17 protein-coding genes and 1 pseudogene are annotated in these 20431 nt (G+C 73.5%); 1 reads left to right on the top strand and 17 read right to left on the bottom strand.

From position 1 onward, the window contains the following. Positions 1-10: 10 nt before the first annotated feature. The 16 genes and pseudogenes from OHA37_RS34765 to dhaK form a co-directional block, all read right to left on the bottom strand. Positions 11-769, bottom strand: a complete 759-nt coding sequence (locus tag OHA37_RS34765) for an ABC transporter ATP-binding protein (RefSeq protein WP_443046347.1) — start codon at positions 767-769, stop codon at positions 11-13. Positions 770-839: 70 nt separating this feature from the next. Continuing rightward, complete coding sequence (locus OHA37_RS34770; protein WP_266911344.1) at positions 840-1883, bottom strand: taurine ABC transporter substrate-binding protein; 1044 nt, start codon at positions 1881-1883, stop codon at positions 840-842. A 71-nt stretch (positions 1884-1954) separates the two neighbouring features. Beyond that, the gene (locus tag OHA37_RS34775) at positions 1955-3157 is read right to left on the bottom strand and encodes an IS110 family transposase (protein ID WP_266912461.1); all 1203 of its coding nucleotides are present in this window, start codon (positions 3155-3157) and stop codon (positions 1955-1957) included. 250 nt (positions 3158-3407) lie between these two features. After that, positions 3408-4283 carry an ABC transporter permease gene (locus OHA37_RS34780; RefSeq protein ID WP_266911346.1) on the bottom strand — a complete coding sequence of 292 codons (876 nt, stop codon included), beginning with the start codon at positions 4281-4283 and terminating at the stop codon, positions 3408-3410. Beyond that, on the bottom strand, positions 4280-5395 hold the full coding sequence (locus OHA37_RS34785; protein ID WP_266911348.1) for an LLM class flavin-dependent oxidoreductase: 1116 nt from the start codon (positions 5393-5395) through the stop codon (positions 4280-4282). The genes OHA37_RS34780 and OHA37_RS34785 overlap by 4 nt, the downstream gene beginning before the upstream one ends. A 440-nt stretch (positions 5396-5835) precedes the next feature. After that, on the bottom strand, positions 5836-6372 hold the full coding sequence (locus OHA37_RS34790) for a rhodanese-like domain-containing protein (protein WP_266911350.1): 537 nt from the start codon (positions 6370-6372) through the stop codon (positions 5836-5838). 365 nt (positions 6373-6737) lie between these two features. Next, the gene (locus OHA37_RS34795) at positions 6738-8168 is read right to left on the bottom strand and encodes an APC family permease (protein ID WP_266911352.1); all 1431 of its coding nucleotides are present in this window, start codon (positions 8166-8168) and stop codon (positions 6738-6740) included. 285 nt (positions 8169-8453) lie between these two features. Beyond that, on the bottom strand, positions 8454-9299 hold the full coding sequence (locus OHA37_RS34800; RefSeq protein ID WP_266911354.1) for an STM4011 family radical SAM protein: 846 nt from the start codon (positions 9297-9299) through the stop codon (positions 8454-8456). Between the two features lie 53 nt (positions 9300-9352). Continuing rightward, entirely contained in the window at positions 9353-10690 is a 1338-nt protein-coding gene (locus OHA37_RS34805) for an STM4012 family radical SAM protein (protein WP_266911356.1), read from the bottom strand. A gap of 41 nt (positions 10691-10731) precedes the next feature. Further along, positions 10732-11550 (bottom strand): STM4013/SEN3800 family hydrolase, encoded by an 819-nt coding sequence (locus OHA37_RS34810; protein WP_266913352.1) that lies wholly within the window; start codon positions 11548-11550, stop codon positions 10732-10734. A 1-nt stretch (position 11551) separates the two neighbouring features. After that, positions 11552-12694, bottom strand: a complete 1143-nt coding sequence (locus OHA37_RS34815; protein ID WP_266911358.1) for an STM4014 family protein — start codon at positions 12692-12694, stop codon at positions 11552-11554. Beyond that, on the bottom strand, positions 12691-13641 hold the full coding sequence (locus tag OHA37_RS34820; protein WP_266911360.1) for an STM4015 family protein: 951 nt from the start codon (positions 13639-13641) through the stop codon (positions 12691-12693). Before OHA37_RS34820 ends, OHA37_RS34815 begins: the two co-directional genes overlap by 4 nt. A 180-nt stretch (positions 13642-13821) precedes the next feature. Beyond that, positions 13822-14292 (bottom strand): hypothetical protein, encoded by a 471-nt coding sequence (locus OHA37_RS34825; RefSeq protein WP_266911362.1) that lies wholly within the window; start codon positions 14290-14292, stop codon positions 13822-13824. A 95-nt stretch (positions 14293-14387) separates the two neighbouring features. Continuing rightward, positions 14388-14903, bottom strand: coding sequence for a PTS-dependent dihydroxyacetone kinase phosphotransferase subunit DhaM (locus tag OHA37_RS34830; RefSeq protein ID WP_266913354.1), 516 nt, complete (start codon positions 14901-14903; stop codon positions 14388-14390). After that, a pseudogene (gene dhaL, locus OHA37_RS34835) lies at positions 14877-15500 on the bottom strand (dihydroxyacetone kinase subunit DhaL); the annotation flags it as partial. The gene OHA37_RS34830 and the pseudogene dhaL, both read right to left, overlap by 27 nt. 103 nt (positions 15501-15603) lie before the next feature. Then, positions 15604-16611: a dihydroxyacetone kinase subunit DhaK gene (dhaK, locus tag OHA37_RS34840; RefSeq protein WP_266911364.1), complete on the bottom strand. Its 1008-nt coding sequence runs from the start codon at positions 16609-16611 to the stop codon at positions 15604-15606. A gap of 301 nt (positions 16612-16912) precedes the next feature. Between dhaK and OHA37_RS34845 the strand changes: the two genes are divergently transcribed. After that, a complete protein-coding gene (locus tag OHA37_RS34845) occupies positions 16913-18025 on the top strand; it encodes a glycerol dehydrogenase (RefSeq protein WP_266911366.1) in 1113 nt (370 codons plus the stop codon). A gap of 71 nt (positions 18026-18096) precedes the next feature. Here the strand turns inward: OHA37_RS34845 and OHA37_RS34850 are convergent, their stop codons facing one another. Further along, positions 18097-20430, bottom strand: coding sequence for a SpoIIE family protein phosphatase (locus tag OHA37_RS34850; protein WP_266911368.1), 2334 nt, complete (start codon positions 20428-20430; stop codon positions 18097-18099). Position 20431 lies beyond the last annotated feature (1 nt).

Genomic DNA, 20431 nt, shown 5'->3' on the forward strand with positions numbered 1-20431 from the left:
GGGGCGCCGGTCAGTCCGGGCGCAGCGCCCGGGCCAGGCGGCCGCGCAGCCGCGCGAACTCGGGGGAGGCGCGCAACCCCGCGACGTCCGTGGCCGGGTCGCGGGGGAGCGGCACCGGGAGGTCCTCCACCACCCGGCCGCCGCCGGGCCCCGCCGCCATCACCAGGACGCGGGATCCCAGGAGCACCGCCTCCTCCACGGAGTGCGTCACGAACAGCACCGTCGTGCCGAGCCGCCCGGCCAGGGAGCGGACCTCCTCCTGGAGGCGCTCCCTGGTCAGCGCGTCCAGAGCGGCGAACGGCTCGTCCATCAGCAGCAGTTCGGGCTCCGCCGCCAGGGCGCGGGCCAGCGCCACCCGCTGCTGCTGGCCGCCGGACAGCTCCCAGGTGCGGCGGCCGCCCATGCCGGGCAGACCCACCCGGTCCAGCAGCTCGGCGATCCGGCCGGGCCGGCGCGACCGCGGCACCCCGTGGCGGGCCAGCGCGAAGCCGAGGTTCCCGCCGACGGTCCGCCACGGGAACAGCCTCGGCTGCTGGAACACCACCCCCGCACCCCGCCCGGGGCGCGGGGCGGAGCCCCGGACCAGGGCGGTGCCCGAAGCCGGGCGGGCGAAGCCGGCGATCACCCGCAGCAGGGTGGTCTTGCCGCAGCCGGAGGGGCCGACGAGGACGACGAACTCGCCCGCGCGGACCCGTAGGTCCACCGCGTCGAGCACCGTCACGGGCTGCTTCGCGGATCCGTAGCGCACCGACACCCCGGAGAGGTCCACGGCGAGATCGTCATCGACGGCATCGGGATCGCCGGCGGTGCCGAGGGCGGTGCCGGCGCCGACGGCGGGGTCAGTTCGCGGCACGGCCGAGCTCCTCCACCGCGAGGGCCCGGCCGAAGGCGGCCTCGTCCGGAACGGCGTCCACCTTCTTCTGCTCCTTCAGGAAGACGGCCGCGTCGTGCAGGGTCGCCGCCAGCTTCCCGGGGGCGCCGGGCGTGCCGAGGTAGTCGGGGCCGGTCTGCTCCTTCGCGCTCAGCAGCACCAGCTCCGAGAGCTGGCGCTTGGCCTCCTCCGCCGGCAGCCCGAGCTCCGCCCCGATGGACTTCGCGGCCTGGTCGGGAGCGGTACGGGCCTGCCCGACGGCCTGGTCCTGTGCCTTGATCCAGGCCGTGACCACCTCGGGGTGCTTGGCCGCGAACGCGGTCGTCACCACACCCAGGTCGGCGGTGGGCTTGCCCTGCTCCGCGAGCTGCCGGCTCGTGATCAGCACCTTCCCGTCCTTGGTCAGCTCGCTCAGCGTCGGCGTCCACACGTACGCCGCGTCGATGTCCCCGCGCTTCCAGGCGGCCAGGGCGTCCTGCGGCTGGAGGTCGATGGTCTGCACGGCCGCCGCGTCCACCCCGGCGGCCTTCAGCGCGGCGAGCAGCGAATAGTGGGCGGTGGAGCCGAAGGGCGTGGCCACCTTCTTCCCGGCCAGGTCCTTGACCGAGCCGATCCCCGACTTGGCGACCAGCGCCTCGTTGTCACCGATCAGGTCGTGGATCCAGACCACCTTGTACGGGATGTTCAGCGGGGCCGACAGGCCCTTGGTGACGGGGCTCGAACCGGCCAGGCCCAGGTCCACCGAACCGGCGATCACGGCGGTGTTGACGTCGCCGCCGGACTCGAACTTCACCCACTTCACGTCGGCTTCGGGCAGGGCCTGCTCCAGCAGCCGCTGGTTCTTCACGATCAGGTCGGCGTTGGGTATCGCCTGGTAGGCGATCCGTACGGTCGTCCGCCCCGGCCCGGCCGCCGACCCGTCCCCGTCCGCCCCGCAGGCCACGGTGAGGGAGGCGGTCAGGGCGACGGCGGCGGCCAGCAGCAGGGTGCGGCGGGATGCGTTTTTGGGCATGACGGAACTCCAGGAGTGAGGGAGAAGGGGTGTTGGGGGAGGAACGGGGGGGGGTGCCCCTATGGGTTTGGTCAAGCTGATGGGGCGGGTTGGGGTTCGTAGAAGGTGCCGTCTCGGAGCATCGCGAAGAGGACGTCGGCTCGTCGTCTGGCGAGGCAGAGGAGGGCTTGGGTGTGGTGTTTGCCCTGGCTGATCTTCTTGTCGTAGTAGGCCCGGGAGACCGGGTCGGCCAAGGCGGCGAACGCGGAGAGGAAGAAGGCCCGTTTGAGCTGCTTGTTTCCTCTCCGGGACGGTTGTTCGCCGCGGATCGAGGACCCTGAACTGCGGGTCGCCGGGGCGAGCCCGGCATAGGCGGCGAGGTGGGCGGCGGACGGGAAGCTGGATCCGTCGCCGACGTCGATGAGGATGCGGGCTCCGGTCCTGACGCCGATCCCCGGCATGGACGTCAGGACCTTGGAAAGAGGGTGGTTCTGCAGCAGTTCCTCGATCCGGGCGGCGATGAGTTTGCGCTGGTCAAGCACCGCTTGGAGCGAGCCGGCGAGGCTCGGGACGATCAGTGCGGCCGCGTCCGTGCCGGGCACGACGACGGTCTGTTCGTTCAGGGCGGTGAAGATGTCCTCGATCAGCCGCTCTGCCATCCGCGGTGCCTTCGGGCGTATCAAGGTCACGAGCCGGCGGCGTCCGGCCTTGCGGATCTGTGCCGGGGAACCGAACTGGTCGAGGAGCCTGAGCACGGCCGGGTGCTGGATGCGCGGGCCCAGGATCCGTTCCAGAGACGGGTGGATCTGCGTGAGCAGGCCCCGCAGCCGGTTGCTGATCCGGGTTGCCTCACCGGCCAGATCGTCGTCGAATCCGACGATCATCTCCAGCTCGGCGATGGTCTCGTCCTCGAGGTCCACCGAACGGAGCGTGTGAGGCATGACGCGGGCCGCGTCCGCGATGACGAACGCGTCGCGGGCATCGGTCTTGGCCTCGCCGGGATAGAGATCGGCGATCCGCCTCATCGTCAGTCCGGGCAGATAGGCGACCGGGCAGCCCATGTCCCTTGCGACCGCGAGCGGCAGGGCTCCGATGGAGGCCGGCTGGTCGACCACGACGAGCACGGTCCCGTGCTTGGCCTGCAGTTTCCCGAAAACCTCGCGGAGCTTGGGTTCGCTGTTGGGCAGCCGTTTGTCGAAGGCCTTCTTCCCGGCCGGCGTGACGGCGGTGGCGTGGTGTTCGCCCTTGCCGACGTCCAGGCCGAGGAAGGCGCCGATGCCGCTGATGTCGATCACACGCGTCCTCCGGTCGTCCTCTTCGCCCGGCCGTCCCACGGCACCGATCGCCACATCCACATTACGAAGAGCCTCCCGACCTGCGAAGAAGTCGGTGGTCATGCCCCTAATCAGCGGTCTGTCGATGCCTCCGGAGCCGGTGACACCACCCCCCAAGACATGAGATCGACAGGGGGAGAAAGTCATGCCAACTCCGGAGGCCGGGCGCCCCGTTGCGGGGCAAGCAAAACGGTAATGGGGGGCAGGGCGGTCAGCTGCGGCCGCGCCAGGGGACGGCGAACCGCTCGATCCCCCGGAGCAGGGCGTCGAGCACGATCCCGGACAGTCCGATGGCGAGGATGCCGGCGATCACCAGGGCCGTCTGGTTGTAGCGCTGGGCGTCGCGGATCATGCCGCCGATGCCGGGCACGCCGTTGATGGTCTCGGCCGCCACGACCGAGGTGTACGCGACCCCGACGGCGATCCGGATGCCGGTGAGGATCTCGGGCAGCGCGGAGGGCAGTCGCACCGACAGCAGCAGGGATGCCGGACCGGAACCCAAGGCCCGGGCCGCTTCGATGAGTTCGGCGGGCACGGTCCGGACCGCCGCCGCCGTGGCCGCGGCGATCGGAGGCAGAGCGGCGATCACCAGCAGCCAGATCTTCGGGGCCTCGTCGATGCCGAACCAGATGACGAGCAGGGAGAGGTACGCGAGCGGCGGCAGGGTGCGCAGGAAGGTCACGGCCGGCTCCAGCACCACCGCGATCGGCCGGACGGTGCCGATCAGCAGGCCCAGGGGCACCCCGACCAGCACGGCGTACGCGGAGCCGGTGCCGATGCGGCCCAGACTCACCCCGAGGTGTTCGACCAGCAGGTGGCCGCCGTAGCCGCGGACGCCGTCGTGCGTGGTGGACGCCAGCAGGAACTGCCTCCACACTTCACCGGGCGAGGGCACCAGCACCCTCGGCCACAGCTCGGCCGCCACCGCCGCCTGCCAGGCGGCGAGCAGCACGGCCAGGGCGAGGAGGCGCAGCGCGGTCCAGCGCAGTGCCTCCCGGACCCGGGCGCGGGACCGCTGCGGTGACGGGTCCGACGGGGCGCCGGGCGGGGCCGGTTGGGGTCGGACCTCGGTGGTGAGCGCGGTCATGCGGCCGCCGCCCCGGTCAGGGCGCGCAGGCGCGGGGCGACCTCTTCGCCCACCCGGTAGGCCTCTTCGAGATGCGGATAGCCCGACAGGATGAACTCGTCGACCCCCAGGGCCCGGTACTCCGCCAGCCGCGCCGCGACCTCGTCGTGCGAGCCGACCAGCGCCGTCCCGGCGCCCTCGCGGACCAGCCCGATGCCCGCCCACAGGTTCGGCGCCACCGTCAGCCGTTCGGCGTCCGCGACCCCGCCGTGCAGGGCCGCCATCCGGGCCTGCCCCGTGGAGTCCATGGCGGCGAACCGCTCCTGGCTCGCCCGGACCGCCGCCGGATCCAGCCCGGCGAGGATCCGGTCGGCCTCCGCCCAGGCCTCGGCCGCGGAGTCCCGGCTGATGACGTGCAGCCGCAGCCCGAAGCGGACCGTGCGGCCCGCCGCACGGGCCCGCTCGCGCAGCCGGCCGATCCGCGCGGCGATCGCCGACGGCGGCTCGCCCCACAGCAGTTGTACGTCGGCCTGCCGGGCGGCGACCTCCTCGGCGGCGGGCGAGGCCCCGCCGAAGTACAGCGGGACCGGGTGGCGCAGCTCCGGGTCGGTGAGCCGGGCCCCCTCGATGTGCAGGTGGGTGCCTTCGTGGTCCACGGACTTCCCGTCCAGGAGGTCCCGCAGCACGGCCATCACCTCGCCGGTGCGGGCGTAGCGCTCGTCGTGCGCCAGCCGGTCCCCGTAGGCGCGCTGCTCGGCGGGATCGCCGCCCGTCACCACGTTCAGCCCGAGCCGCCCACCGGCGAACCGGCGGAAGGCGTCCGCCTGTTGGGCGATCAGCGTCGGGCTCGCGAACCCCGCGCGGAACGCCACGAGGAAGCCGATCCGGCTGGTGTGCTGCGCGAGCGCTGCCGTCAGGATCCACGGATCCACGCAGCCCAGTCCCACCGGGGTCAACAGCGAATGGAATCCGGCCTGTTCGGCGGCGCGCGCGACCTGCGCGAGGTACGGAACGTCTGCGGGCCGGCGGGTGGCCGTACGGCTGCGTCCCTGGACGGCGGTGACCCCGCCGGGGTCGCGGCCGTCCCCGCCGGTGGGCAGGAACCAGTGCAGCAGGAGCGGATTCTCGGGCATGGCGAAACCTCGTCGGAGCAGCGTGACGCGCACCGCCGCGCGAGGATCGGGATGCGGGGCGGCAGTGACACGTGTACGGGGAAGTGCGGGCAGGAACGCGGGAGTCCGCGCGACCGGAGGCGTGGCCGGGACGGCCCTGTGGCCAGGGCTACGGCCGCCGCGAACGGCGCGGTGAAGAGCGCGGTGAAGGGTGCGCCGGGAGGCGCGGACTCATCCGTACGGAGTCAGATACGGCGGACCGGTGAGATCAACAGCCGTGCGTACGGGGGACGGCAGCCCGACAGAGCATGGTCGACACACGCAGCAGATCTACGTGACGACGCGATACGAGTACGGGGGCCATGGGTGCATCCTGTCGGTGTCCGGGCGGTATCGACAAGCGGGGTCCGGATGATGGACGAAATCGTCCCGCATTCCGGGCGGTGGAGGGATCTCGGAGACTACCGGCGGCGGTTGAACGGCAGTGTGCCGAGCACCACGGCCATGCCGCACGTGCCGGTGAGGGCGGAGAAGACCAGCCCGGCCGCGATCCCGGCGCTGAGCAGCTCGAAGGCCGGGTGCACCAGCAGACCGAGCAGCAGACCGAGGAGGACGATCGCGCCCGCGGTGAACCGGACCTGACGCTCCATGGCCCAGACCCGGCGGGGCCCCTGTGCCGGGTAGTCCAGCGGGTGCCCGTGCGCCGACCAGGAGGTGGTGCCGCCGGTCAGGCTGGTGGCCGGGATGCCGTGCCCGGCCAGGGTCCGGGCCGCGTTCTCCGAGCGGGTTCCCGAGGCGCACACCAGCAGCAGCTCGTGCTCCTCGGCGGCCTGCCGAAGCTCGGGCAGGGAGCGGCCGATCCGGTCGAGCGGGATGTTCAGCGCGCCGGGGAGGTGGCCGGAGGCGTACTCGCCCGGGGTGCGCACATCGACGATGCGGAATTCGGTCTGACGGGCGTGGGCCTGGCTGACGTCGAGGAGGGCGGGGCTGCTGCTCATGGCGAACGGGCGCCTTCGAGAGGTGAGGACCGGCGGGCCGGGTGCGGATGCGCGACGTACCGGGGATGCGGCGGGACCGCGGGCGCGCGCCGGGGCGCCGGGGTCATCGGCGCGGCGCGGGGCGGGCGGCTCGGAAGGCAGGCGTCAGCTGGGACAACAGGAGCGCGACAGGAGGCGCTGGGTGACGGCCATGGCGCGGAGCATAGACGAAGGGGCGGACCGGGCGAGTCACCCGTTCCAGCATGCGGGACGGCGGCAAGCCGCTCGGCGCCGGACGGACGACGAAAGGGGTGCGGGCCGCGGGTGAAAAGGGTGCGGGGCCACGGGATACGAACCCGTGGCCCCGCACCTCTACCGTTCGACTGCTACACGGAGCCGGCCGCAGCCGCAGCCGACGCCGGGTCGTCCTCGTCGACCGGGATGGTGACCAGCCAGCGGGTGTCCTGGCGCGGCCGCAGGTACAGCGCCCAGTACAGGGTGGCGACGGCGGTGATCCCGCCGGTCCACAGCAGGTACTGGGTCTCCTGCTGGGTGAGGATGTACGCGAACACCAGGATCAGCACGACCGGGACGGCGGGCCACAGCGGCATCCGCCAGGCGGCGCTTTCGCGGTGCGCCCCGCGGCGGCTGGACAGCGCGGCCACGGCGACCAGCAGGTACATGCCGGTCACCGAGACGCCGGTGACCCCGTAGAGGGTGTCCAGGTTGACGAAGCACATCGCGGCGCCGGGGATGCCGACGAGCAGGGTGGCCACCCACGGGGAGCCGAACCGGCCGAGCCGCGAGAGCGCGGAGTTGACGGGCGCGGGCCAGGCCTTGTCGCGGGCGGAGGCGAACAGCACCCGGGAGTTCTGGATGACCATGACGATGCCGGCGTTGACGATGGCGAGGGCCACGCAGAGGCTGACGAAGGTGCCGACGGCCGAGTTGGACCAGGCGGTCACCATGGTGCCGAGGTCGCCGGAGGTGAGGGCCGCCAGGTCGGGAGCGCCCAGGGTGATGGCGATGACGGGCACCAGGATGACGGCGGCGGAGATGGCGAGGGTGGCGAGCACGGTCCGCGGGACGTTGCGGCGCGGGTTCTCCAGCTCCTCCGAGAGGTAGACGGCCGTGGAGAACCCCTGGGTGACGAAGAGGGCGATGGCGAGCCCGGAGACGACCATCATCGCGGTGACGGTGGAGGTACCGCCGCCCTCCGCCGCCACGGTGCCGTGCACGAGGGCGCCGGCGCCCCGCTCGCTGTGGGCGAAGCCGAGTACGGCGACGAGCCCGGCGGCCACGACCTCCAGGACGAGGAAGATGCCGGTGATCCAGGCGTTGGCCCGCAGGTCGAGGAGGCCGGCGAGGGTGGCGAGCAGCATCACGGCGGCGCCGGCGGCCGGGGCCGGTACGTCGACGACGGGGGCTAGGTAGTCGGCGGTGCCCATGGCGATCACGGGCGGCACGATCATCACGACCAGCAGGGACAGGACGAAGACCAGCCAGCCCGCGAGCCGGCCGGACAGGGTGGACACCATCGCGTATTCGCCGCCGGCGCTGGGGATGAGGGTGCCCAGCTCCGAGTAGCAGAACGCGACCCCGATGCAGAGCAGGGAGCCGATGGCGATGGTGAGCGCGGTCCAGGTGCCGAGGCTGGAGAAGAGGTCCGGGACCACGACGAAGAGGGTCGAGGCCGGCGTCACGCACGAGAGGGTGAGCAGGGTTCCGCCGACGACCCCGATGGAACGCTTGAGCTTCTGGGGCACGGGACCGGTGGCGGGGGAGAGGGCCTGAGGGGCGCTGATCGTGTCAGACATCGGTGCGGTGTTCCGATCGGCAGATGCGGTGAGTGAGCGCGGGAGCGGTATCGCCTCCGAGGCGGTGGTGGGCACGTCTGGTTCGGTGGCTCCCGGGCCGAATGGAATATCCGAGAGATCCGCAGGTCAAGACCTGTTCACCTGCGGATTTCGTCGTCCGGCGGCGGGCCGGCCGCCCTGCGCGTCATGAACGCCGTGTAAACGCTGCGCGATCACCGTGTGCGATAACCGCATGTGACCGCGGGTAAATTTCCCTCCGCTTTGCCCACCCGCCGCCCTCCCGTGTCAGGGGAGGGCGGGGATCCGCTCCAGGACGCCGCCCGCGAAGACGTCGTAGAGCGGGAGCGTCTCCAAGTGGACGTAGCCGATGTGGCACTCGCAGACCGCGAGGGGGCAGGCGCGCGGGCGCAGGGCGGCCCGGTAGGAGCCGTCGTAGAGGTTGCCCAGCTCCGCCTTGACGAAGTGGCAGCGGCGGACCGTGCCGGCGCCGTCCACCGAGATCACCGAGGCGCCCGTGCGGCAGGGCAGGCCCGCCGAGCGGTGCGGGTGGCGGCTGAAGGGGAAGAGCGGGTCCAGGGCGGTCCAGTCGTCCGCTTCCGGATCGGTGTACGTGTGCCCCTCGGCCGCGTTGACCCACAGGTACACCTCGGGCGGCAGCGCGGCGCGCAGCCGGCGGGCCTCCGCGAGGTGTTCGGGCAGGCCGACCACGCCCACGCTGAACCGCACCCCGGCGGCGGTCAGTTCCCGGCACTTGCCCAGGAAGCGGTCGTACGGGGTCTGCCCCGGGTGGTACGTGCACCACAGCGCGAGCGTGTCCCGGTCGGCCTCGGCGGTCCAGCCGGTGCGGCCGCTCAGGTTGGTCTGGATCGCGACCCGGCGCACGTGCGGCAGGTGCGACAGCTCCACCAGGGCGCGCCGGTACCAGGAGCGGACCAATCCCTCGCCCCACGGGGTGAACAGGACGGACAGCCGGTCGCCGGTGTTCCCGGCGGCCCAGCCGGTGAACCGTTCCAGGGCGGCCCGGTCTGCCGTCAGCAGCTCCCGGCTGTCGCGCCGCTTGGCGAACGGGCAGTAGGGGCAGTCGTAGTCGCAGGAGGACAGCGGGCCCCGGTAGAGCACGGTCAGGTCCATCGGGGCCCCGCTCGCCGCCCCTCTCGCCGCCCCGGCGCCGGCCCCGGCCCCGGTCACTTGCGCGCGTACGCGGCCATCGTGGCCCGTACGTCCGCCGAGAACAGTGCCGGGCCCGCCGCGTCCGAGTGCGCCAGACCCTCCGGGGAAAGCCGCAGCAGCTCCGGGTCGTCCACGAGCCAGCCGCGCTCCGCGAAGGCCGACAGCTCCGCCGGGAAGTCCTCCCACGGACCGCTCCCGAACCGCTCCCGGTACTCGCCCACCGGCATCCCGCGCGCCTGGAGGAGGGACTGCAGGAGGTGCCTGCGCCGGGCCTCCTGCCCGTCGATCCACCGGCCGTGCTCGGCCCGCGCGAAGTCCTCCTCCGGGCGGCTCACGTAGTCGTCGATGATGCCGCGGATCTCGCTCATGCCGACCGCGTAGTCGAAGGAGTAGTGCAGCCCGGCCGTGTAGGAGCGGGCCCCGCAGCCGAGACCGATCATGCCGTCGGTCTGACAGGCGTGGTCCTCCGGGCCCACCGCGGGCGCGTCGGCCCGGCGGAACATCCGCATCGACACCTGCTCGTACCCGGCGGCCAGCAGGTGGTCCCGCCCGGCCCGGTACAGCCGCAGCCGCTGCTCGTCCCACCCGGCGGCCGTGGACTCGCCCGGCCTGCGCCCCAGGCCCGTCAGGGGGCGCACGTACAGCGGGTAGAGGTAGAGCTCCTCGGGGCGCCAGGCGAGGGCCGCGTCCAGCGAGAGGCGCCAGCTCTCCTCCGTCTGCCCGTCGATGCCGTAGATCAAGTCGATGTTCAGGACCGGTATCGCCGCGTCCCGGATCCTCGACAGGGCCGCCTCCACCTCCGCCCGCTTCTGCGGACGCACGGCGGAGCGGGCCTCGGCGGGCACGAAGCTCTGTACGCCCAGGCTGAGCCGGGTCGTTCCCCGGTCGGCCAGTACGGCGAGCCGGTCCGCCGTGGCCGTGGCCGGCGAGGCCTCCACCGACAGCGGCACCGCCCGCAGGTCGGCGCCCGCGGTCTTCTCCGCGATGTCGCAGAGCCGCTCCAGCTCGGACGCCGTCAGGAAGGTCGGGGTCCCGCCGCCGAAGGCCGCCGCCGCGAACCGCACGGGCTCCGCGTCGCCCAACGCATTCCGCACCGAACGGGCTTGCCGCTCCAGCGCGTCGAGGTAGGCCGTGGTCAGTCCCTCCGGCGCACCGATCCGGGTGAAGAGGTTGCAGAACCCGCAGCGCACCTCGCAGAAGGGGACGTGGAGGTAGAGCGAGAGGGCGTCCTTGGGCTGCTCGGCCCACAGTGCGCTCAGTTCCGGCCGCTCGGGCAGGGGGCGGTACGCCGTCTTGTGCGGGTAGGCGTAGACGTAATTCTCGTAAGGGGTCGGGCTGTTCACAGGAGTCATCGGAGTCATCGGGGGCATCGGGGATATCGCGGTCATGGGGATCATCGGGGGCCGGGCTCCTCGTGGTTCAGGTGGAACTGTGCGTACGGGATCGTCCAGACCGCCTCGTGGGCGAGCCGGTGCCCCGTGTACCCGTCCTCCCCGTACGTGGTCCCGTGGTCGGAGCAGACGATCGCGAAACAGCGGCGCCGTGATCGCATCGCGGCGAAGAGCCGTCCGATGTGCCGGTCGACGTACTCCAGCGCGGCCGCGTGCGTCTCCCGGGAGTCGCCGTCCGCCGCGGTCGCCCCGGGGGAGTGGAACCAGTTGGGCTGGTGCATCGCCGACACGTTCAGGAAGAGGAACAGCCGCCGGTCGTGAGGCAGTTCGGCCACCACTCGCTCGACGCGGGACACCTGGGCCTCGAAGGAGGTGGGTGACGCCACCCCGAACTCCGGTTCCCAGTGCGACTCCTGGAACATCCCGGGCAGTACGGAGCCCAGCGCGGCCGCCTTGTTGAAGAAGCCGACGCCCCCCACGCACACGGTCCGGTAGCCCGCCCCGGCCAGCCCCGACACCAGGTCCGGGGTGTCGAAGACCCAGGTGCGCCCGGCCGTGGTCTCACTGCCCGGGAAGCGGGCGGCGAACAGCCGCGGATGCGGGCCCGGCCCGTCGGGAGTGGGCAGGAAGCCCGCGAACATGGCCTGGTGGGAGGCGTAGGTGAAACTCCCCGGCGCGTGCCGCCGCTCCCACGCCCCGCCGGGCAGGTGCGCGGCCAGGTTCGGGATCCGCCCCTCGGCGGCAAGACGCGCGGCCACGTCGTGGCGCAGCGTGTCGAGGGTGACGAGCAGCAGGTCGTCGCGGCCGACGACCTCGTTCATGTCAGGGGTGGACGGGGGCGCGTGCATGCGGTTCCTGTCGTACGGCGGCCACTTGGGCCGCATAGGTGTCCAGGCCTTCGGCGGGCGAGCCGGGCAGTCCCGTCAGCCGGGGCAGCAGGTCCCCGAAGGCGTTGACCTCGCCCACGGCGAAGCCCCGCCAGCCGAGGGCGGGCAGCAGATCGACCCCGACGCACAGGGTGCGCGGGAAGGCGGCGGCCGCCCGTTCGCAGACGGCGAGCGCGTCCGTCTCCCAGTGGCCGCCCGCCGCCGTCACGGCGGCCACGGCCGCGTCGAGATCGCCGCGGGCACCGCCGAGGTGCAGGTTCGTGAGCGGACCGGCGGCCGTGCGGACCACGGCGTGGGTGGCCCGGCCGGCGATGACGACCACCCGCAGATCGGCCGAGCGCCCCTGCTGGGAAGCCTTCGGCAGCCACCGCTCGATGTGCAGGCCGTCGGGGGCCAGGGCGTCGACGATGGCGCCGATCACCCGCTCGTCCTCGTACCTCCGCAGGCGCAGCGAGTTGTGGAGTGCTCCCGAAGGGGCCCGTTCCACGGAGGTCGTGGCGCGGATCCGGCCGCCCGCGCCCGTCTCCACCGCGAGCACCCCGGAGGCCGAGGAGCCGTGCGCGAGCTTCACGAACGCCCGCCGGTAGCCGGGGAGTTCGAGCACCCCCCGGACCTCCTCCCAGCCGCGCACCGGGGTGCGGACGGCGTCCGGTCCCGAGGTCGGGGAGGCCGGTACGGGAATCCCGGCGGCCGCCAGCACCCCGTGGCAGAGCCGCTTGTCGAACAGCACTCCGAGGTCGTCGGGGTCGCTCGTCAGCGTGCCGCCGGCCGACCGCACCCCCTGCGCCACCGTGTGCACCACCTCGGTGAACCGGCGGTACCAGAGCCCCGTGCCCTCGACCCGGGTGGTGTCGGCGGTCCCGCGCAGCAGCCCCTCCACCTCGGGGTCCTCGCCGGGGGAGTCGATCCGCACGTTCTCGCCCGCACGGAAGACGGCCCGGCCGGTCAGCACGTCCCGCCACGGAACCACCCGTGGTTCGGGCAGTCCGGCGGCGCGCACGGCCTCCTGGAAGAGGGCGACCCGGCGGTTGCCCGGATTGCCGACGACGGCGAAGGCCGCGGGAGCCGTACGCGTCACTCCGCGACCGCGACGTAGCGGTACTCGGCGTCGTCATCGACGTCCGCGGTCTGGGGGTCGCTCAGGTCCACCTCCACGCCGTGGGGGGCGAGCGCCGCGCTCAGCCGCTCCCGAAGCGGTGAGCCGACGTAGTGGTGGTGCAGGTCGAGCTTGGTGAGATGGGTGAGGGGGCGCCCCGCCAGCAGGGCCCGGGCGCCTGCGTCGGTCAGGACGCCCATGGAGAGGTCGAGCACCTCCAGCCGCTCCACGATCGGAGCGGTGGCGAGCGCCGCCGCGACCGCGTCCTGGATCGCGCTGTTGCGCAGCGCGAGCCGGCGCAGTGCGGGCAGCCGCTCGCCGCTCAGGAACGGCTCCAGGTCGCCGACTTCGGCATCCCCGCCGTAATCGGGGGTGCCCAGCCACAGGTCGAGTTCGGTGAGGGCGGGGAACTCGCTCCGCGCGACCCCGGCCACCGCCTCCTTCGGGAGTCCGCCGGCCTCCAGGCGCAGCACGCGCAGCGCCGCGTGCGCCACGGGCGGGAAGACCAGGCCTTCGCCGCCGCGCACTCCGAACTCCTCCAGCGCGGGATACGCCGGCAGCAGCGGACCCACGTCCGACTGCTGGATCCAGGAGATCTCGCACTCCTCGAAGGTGATGTCACCGACGAACAGCGCCCGCAGAGCGGGGAACTTCGGAGCGGCTTCGACCAGCGCCTCGACGATCCCGGCGCTGGAGGCCTCGTACGCATCGGACCAGCCGCCCACGATCAGGGCCCGTACCTGCCGGGTGTCCACGGACTCGGTGAACCGGCCGAAGGCCTGCGCCCACTCCTCCTCGGCGTCGTACGTCGCCACCGAGATCCGCCAGGCCACGTCCCCCGGCTCGGGCAGCGCACGGGTGTCCTTGGGCCCCGGGAAGTCGAAGGCGGGCAGGCCGCCGAGCTCGCTCAGGTGGGTCCCGATGGTCATGTGCCCAGCTCCTGACGGTATGGCGGGCGGTGGTGCCCGGCCGTGCGGTGTCGTCCGACGACAGTTCTACCAAGCACCACCGACAGCCCTTGCGGCCGACCACCGACCGCCGACTGCCGACTGCCGACTGCCGACTGCCGACTGCCGACTGCCGACCGCCGACCGCCGACCGGCGTCGGCTCAGCGCAGCCCGGCTTTCCTCAACCACTCCATCCGGAACTCCCAGGTCTCCAGGGCGTCGCACTTGCGGGGGCAGCCGCAGGCGCCCTCGGCGAGGAGCTCGGCGCGCAGCGCCGCCGAGGCCCCCGGGTGATGGACGACGAGCCGGCGCACCGAGAAGTCCGGCCGTCTCCAGAACCGACGGGGGGAGGCGGCCCGTTCCGCTTCGGCCAGGGCGCGGAGCACCGGGTCGTCCGCCGCCGGGTTGAGCAGGACGCTCGACCGTACGCAGGCCTCCTCGTCGCGGGCCAGCCGGAGCAGGACGTCGGACGGAGCCGCGAGGCTCTGCGCGGTGTACAGCCGCACGGGCATGATGTCGTCCCCGGCGAACTCGCGCAGCCGCTCGGCCGCGACCCCGGGGTCGCGGGCCTCCTGGACGCAGGCGTAGCCGCGCATCCGTTCGGCCGCGCCGCGGATCTTCCTGGGTGTCATGCGCCCGATGCTGCCACGGCGTGAAATCCGCCGGCCACGAAAGCCGGTGGGCGGCCCTCCCGAGGGAGGACCGCCCACCGGTGTCCGGTGTCCGGTCAGCGCTTGCGGTAGCCGCGCGCATCCTCTGCGGCGGCCAGGACGGCGTCGAGGTCGCCGCCGATCGCCGAGGTCAGCGTGATGGCCACGGCGCCCTCCAGGAACGGCGCGTCCACGATCCGTGCGCCTTCGGGCAGTTGCGAGGGCTCTTCGCCGAGCAGGGCGTTCACCGTCAGCACCGCGCTTCCCATGTCGCAGAGCACCGCCACGCCCCGGCCCTCGTCCACCGAGCGCGCGGCGGCCGTGATCAGCTCCGCGCTGGTGCCGATGCCGCCGTCGGGGGTGCCGCCCGCCACCGCCAGCGGAGCCGGCTCGACCGAGCCGATCAGCGCGCCGGCCAGTGCCGCCACGGACTCCGCGACCGCCTTGCTGTGCGAGACGAGCACGATGCCGACGCGGCCGGTACGGGCCTTCGGTGCCCGCGCCGGTTCCTCCACCGGCGCCTCGGCGGCGGCCGGCTCCGCAGGGGCGAGTTCCGCCTCGGGCGCGTCCACCGCGGAGCGCAGCGCCTCCATCAGCAGGGCCACGGAGTTCGCCCCGGCGTCCTGGTGGCCGATGCTTCGCTCGCCGAGGTAACTGGCCCGGCCCTTGCGGGCTTCGAGCGGCTCGGTGGCGTCGGCCCCCGCGCGGGCCGCCCGTACGGCTTCGTCCAGGGCTTCGCGCAGCGGCCGGTCCGCCTCGGCGGCTTCGGCCAGCGCCGTCACCGCGGGAGCCAGGGCGTCCACCAGGGTGGCGTCGCCGAGCTCGGCGCCGCCCAGCTTCTGCACCGACTTCAGCCCGGCGCCGAGCGCGGCCCCCAGCTCCGCCACCGTCGGCGCCCCGGTGTCGCCGAGCACCTTGCCCGTGCGGCGCAGCGCGGTGCCGAACAGCGGGCCGGAGGCACCGCCCACGGTGTTCGTCAGGGTGGTGCCGGCCAGCGTCAGCAGGGCCCCCGGGGTGGCGGGCCGCTGCTCGGCCACGGCCGCGCCGACGGCGCCGAAGCCCCGTACGAGATTGGCCCCGTGGTCCCCGTCGCCGATGACCGCGTCCAGCTCGGTGAGGCGCGCGCTGTCCCGCCGTACGAGCCGGTTGGTCTCGGCGATCCAGCGGCGGAAGTAGGCGGTGTCCAGCACGGCGGCCTCGGTGGAGTGGGGCGCGGAGGTTGTCGGGGTGGCGGGCGTGGCGGTCATGGAGAAGGGCTCCTGGAGAGTGTCGGGAGGGGGAGGGCGGGCGGGGTCAGCAGCCCCAGCGCAGGGACGGGGTGTCGACCGGCGCGTCCCACAGGCGCAGCAGCTCCTCGTCGGCGCGGCACAGGGTGAGGGTGCAGCCGGCCATGTCCAGGCTGGTGACGTAGTTGCCGACGAGGGAGCGGGCCACGGTGATCCCGCGCTCGCCGAGCACCCGCTCGACCTCCGCGCGCATGATGTACAGCTCCACGGGCGGGGTCCCGCCCAGGCCGTTGACGAGGAGGATGACGGGGGCGCCGGCGGCCTCCGGGAGGTCGTCGAGGATGGCGTCGAGCATCGCCTCGGCGGTCTCGGCGGCCGTCATGAGCCCCCGCCGCTCGCGGCCCGGCTCGCCGTGGATGCCGATGCCCAGCTCGATCTCGTCCTCGCCGAGGGTGAAGTTGGGGCTGCCCTTGGCGGGGGTGGTGCAGGAGGTGAGCGCGACGCCGTAGCTGCGGGCGTTCGCGTTGACCTTGCGGGCCACCGCGGCCACCTCGGCGAGCGGGGCGCCCTCCTCGGCGAGCGCGCCGGCGATCTTCTCCACGAACAGGGTGGCGCCCGTGCCGCGGCGGCCGGGTCCGTGCTCGGTCCGCGCGACGGCCACGTCGTCGTCCACGACGACCTGCTCGACCTCGACGCCCTCGTCCTCGCAGTCCTCCGCCGCCATCGTGAAGTTGAGGATGTCGCCCGTGTAGTTCTTCACGATGTGCAGGACGCCCGCACCCGCGTCGACCGCGCAGGTGGCGGCCGCGATGTTGTCCGGCACCGGGGAGGTGAACACCGGGCCGGCCACGGCCGCCGCCAGCATGCCGCGCCCGACGAACCCGGCGTGCAGCGGCTCGTGCCCGCTGCCGCCGCCCGACAGCAGCGCGACCTTCCCGGCCGGCTCCCCGGCCGCTCCGGCGGCCCGCGTGACGATGCCCTTCTCCGCCTCGACGCGGAGCCCCGGGTGAGCGGCGGCCATTCCGCGCAGTGCGTCGGCGACGACACTCTCGGGGGAATTGATGAGCTTCTTCACGGGGGCCTCTTTCCTTGAAAGGGGAAGGCGGGACGGGGAACTCGGCACGCCGGTCCGGGGCGGAAATAGGAATTGCGGGACGGTATTAAGTCGGCACCGTCGCCGATCCGCCACCGCTTCCGGGGCACTTGGCTGGAACTTTACTCTGGTGAACCTGCGGAACAGCTGGGGTCCTTGGTCCCGGATTCGGCCGCAGAAGGGCCCGTTCGCAAGGGGGACCGTGCATATCTCGGGCCCGGCCGGAATCCGTGATAGGGATGAATAAGCAAGCGGAAATGAATTCGCAATGAGGAGGATTCACGTGAAGACCGTCGGTACGCGCATGATGATCAGCCCGCCCAAGTACGTGCAGGGCGCCGGGGCGATGAACGACCTGGGCGAGCACACGGCCCGCCTCGGGACGAACGCCGTGGTCCTCGCGGACAAGGGCGTCTGGGGCTTCGTGGACACGGCCGTCACCGCTTCCCTTTCCGGAGCGGGGGTCAAGCTGACCAAGGAGGTCTTCGGCGGTCTCTGTACCCAGAAGGAGATCGACCGGGTCGCCGCGGCCGCCCGGGACGCCGGCGCGGACGTCATCATCGGCATCGGCGGCGGCACGGCCATCGACACCGCGAAGGCCGTGGGCCACGCCCTCGGCGACATCGCCGTCGTGTCCGCGCCCACGGTGGCCTCCACCGACGCGCCGACCAGCGCGCTCGCCGTGATCTACACCGAGTCGGGCGCCTTCGAGCGCTACTCCTTCTTCCAGCGCAACCCCAACCTGGTCCTCGTCGACACCGCGCTCGTCGCGGGTGCGCCGAGCCGTTTCATCGTCTCCGGCATGGGCGACGCGCTCGCCACCTGGTACGAGGCCCGGGTCTGCGTGGCCGCCAACCGGGTCGCCATGGCCGGCGGTCTCGCCACCGAGGCCTCCCTCGCGCTCGCGCGGCTCTGCTGGGAGACCCTCATGGAGTACGGCCCCCAGGCCCGGCTGGCCGCCGAGGCGCACGTGGTCACCCCGGCGCTGGAGAAGGTCACCGAGGCCAACACGCTGCTCTCCGGCCTCGGTTTCGAGTCCTGCGGCCTCGCCGCCGCGCACGGCATCCACAACGGGCTGACCGTCTCGCACAAGGTGCACGGCATGATGCACGGCGAGAAGGTCAACATCGGCACCCTCGCCCAGCTGGTCCTGGAAGGCGCCCCGACCGACGAGCTGGACACCTACCTGCGCTTCAGCCGCGCGGTCGGTCTGCCGACCACCCTCGCCGAGATCGGTCTCGGCGACCCGGACCGCGAGGAGCTCCTCGCCATCGGGCGCGCGGCCACCGCGGAGGGCGAGACCACGCACAACATGCCCTTCCCGGTGTCTCCGGAGATGGTCGCCGACGCCCTGATCGCGGGCGACTCCTACGCCCGCGCCTACGCCAAGAGGTAGCCGCGGCAGTCAGGGCGCGGGCGGCCCAAGGGCTGCCCGCGCCCTACGGGGCCGTCCTCCCGGGCCGTCTCCTACGGGGCTTCGCGCGCGGGCCGTCCCCCGCGCGGCGGGCCCCCGTCGGGGGCGGCCCGGTGCGCGTCCGCGTCGGCCCGGTCCGAGTCCGCCCGGTCCGGCGTGGTGGCCTCCGGGGCGGACGTGCGGGACGCCAGGAGCAGGGCGATGTCGTCCGGCCGGTCGGTGGAGTGCCCCGCCTCGGCGACGAGCCGGTCCGCCGTCTCGGTCAGCGGAGCGGGGCCGGCGGCCGCCAGCGCGGCCCGCAGCCGCTCCACTCCCACGTCGATGTCCGTGCCCGGGATCTCCACCAGCCCGTCGGTGTACAGGGCGAGCACCGCCCCCGGCTCGATCCGCAGCCGGGTCACCGGATACGAGGCCCCGGCGTCGACGCCCAGCACCGTCCCGCCCGCCAGGTCCAGCACCTCCGTCCGGCCGCCCGGATGCCGCAGCAGTGGCTGGGGGTGCCCGGCCCGGACGGCGAGGGCGAGGCCGGACGCCGGGTCGAGCAGGACGTAGCAACAGCTGGCGAACTGGCCCGGATCGAGGTCGATGAGCAGCTCGTTCGTGCCGCGCATGACCTGCTCCGGCTCGTTGCCGCTGAGCGCGAAGGCCCGTACGGCGCTGCGCAGTTGACCCATCGTGGCCGCGGCGGCCACCCCGTGGCCCTGGACGTCGCCGATGACCAGCGCGAGCCGGCCGCCGCCGACCTCGATGACGTCGTACCAGTCGCCGCCGACGTCCATCCCGGCGGTGCCGGGCAGGTACCGCCCCACCGTGACCACGTTGTCCCGTACCGGCAGCCGGTGCGGGAGCAGCGCCGCCTGGAGTCCGCGGGCCAGGGCCGCTTCGCTGTCGTAGCGCCGGGCCCGTTCCAGTGCCTGCGCGATCAGCCCGGCCAGCGCCGTGAGGACGGTGCGCTCCTCCGGACTGAACCCGCGCGGGGCGTCGAAGCCGAGGATGCACGAGCCGACCGGCCGGCCGGAGGCGATCAGGGGGAGGAAGGCCCGGGCGCCGACATGGGCGTCCAGCTCGATCCCCGGGTAGGCGGCGGCCAGGTGCTGCATCGACTCGAAGAACAGCGGTCGGCCCGAGGTGAGGGTCTCGACCCCGGGCAGCCGGACGTCCAGCGCGACCCCGTCGAACCGGTCGAGGAAGCCTCGCGGGAAGCCGGTCTCCCAGGCCAGGTGCAAGTGGCCCTCGCCGAGCAGGTAGATGGCCAACTGCCTTCCGCCGAAGGCCGGGAGCAGCTCGTCGGTGACCACCATCGACACCTGGCGCGCCGTCACCGCCTCGGTCAGCGCGATCGCCAGCGCCACCGGGCGGTACAGGGCCGAAGCCCGGTCGGCGGGCGAACCCGGGCCCGGGGACCCGAGCCCCGCACCGGGCCACATGAGCGACTCGGGCGCGTACGAGGGCGGTTCGGCCTCCGCGATGGTGACGGTGACCCCGTCGAAACCGGGATGCAGCCCCACCGACAGCCAGTGCGGGGAGGATTCGGATCCGCGCGGGGCTGCCTGGAAGTGCACCGGCGCGGGGGAGAGGAACACGGCCCGGAAGTGGTCCTCGTAGGCGGGGTGCCCGAGCCAGGGCAGTGCCTCCCACAGCGTCCGCCCGCAGAGGTCCGGCCCGTGGGAACCGAGCAGGGTCGTGGCGGTGGAGCGGGCGCGGGAGTTGGCGAAGCCGATCACGCCCTGCCGGTCCACGGACAGGACGGCCAGGTCCAGCCGGTCCACGGCGGCGCGGGCACCGGCGGCGTGGCCGTCCACGGGGCTTCCCCCGTGCTTGCCCGCCGGGCCGACCGCCGCACCGACTGCCGGGCCCGGATCGGGCAGGCAGACCGGGTCGCCCTCCCAGGTCACGGTGGCTCCGCCCGCGGCGAGCGCGGCCAGCTCCCCGGCCAGCCGGGCGGCCACCGCGCGCAGCCGCTTGCGGTCACCGGGTCCGACGGGGACTCCGGGGGTCGCGGGGCGGAGCACCACGAGGACGCCGTAGCGCTCGCGGCCGCGGGTCACGGGCTCGTAGAGCGAGCCGAAGGGGAAGGGCAGCCCGGCCATCAGCTGGGGGAAGCGCCGCATCGCCGATTCCGCGTCGGGCAGGTGCACGGACTGGCCGGACCGGTAGGCCTCGGCGACGGGGTAGGGGCGGTTCACGTGCATCCGCCACCAGGGGCGGAACAGCGGGCCCGGGATCCCGGTCACGGCCGCCATCAGCAGCAGCCCCTCGGTGCCGGAGCGCAGGTAGACCCCGCCCGCGTACCCGCCGGCGGCCCCCACGGCATCGAGAGCGGCCCGCGCGAGCGCCTGGGCCGTGGCGTCGGTGACGGGGCCGCCGGTGTCCGGTCTCGCCGTCACC

Origin of the sequence: Streptomyces sp. NBC_00335 (assembly GCF_036127095.1) — a bacterium.
Classification (GTDB): Bacteria; Actinomycetota; Actinomycetes; order Streptomycetales; family Streptomycetaceae; genus Streptomyces.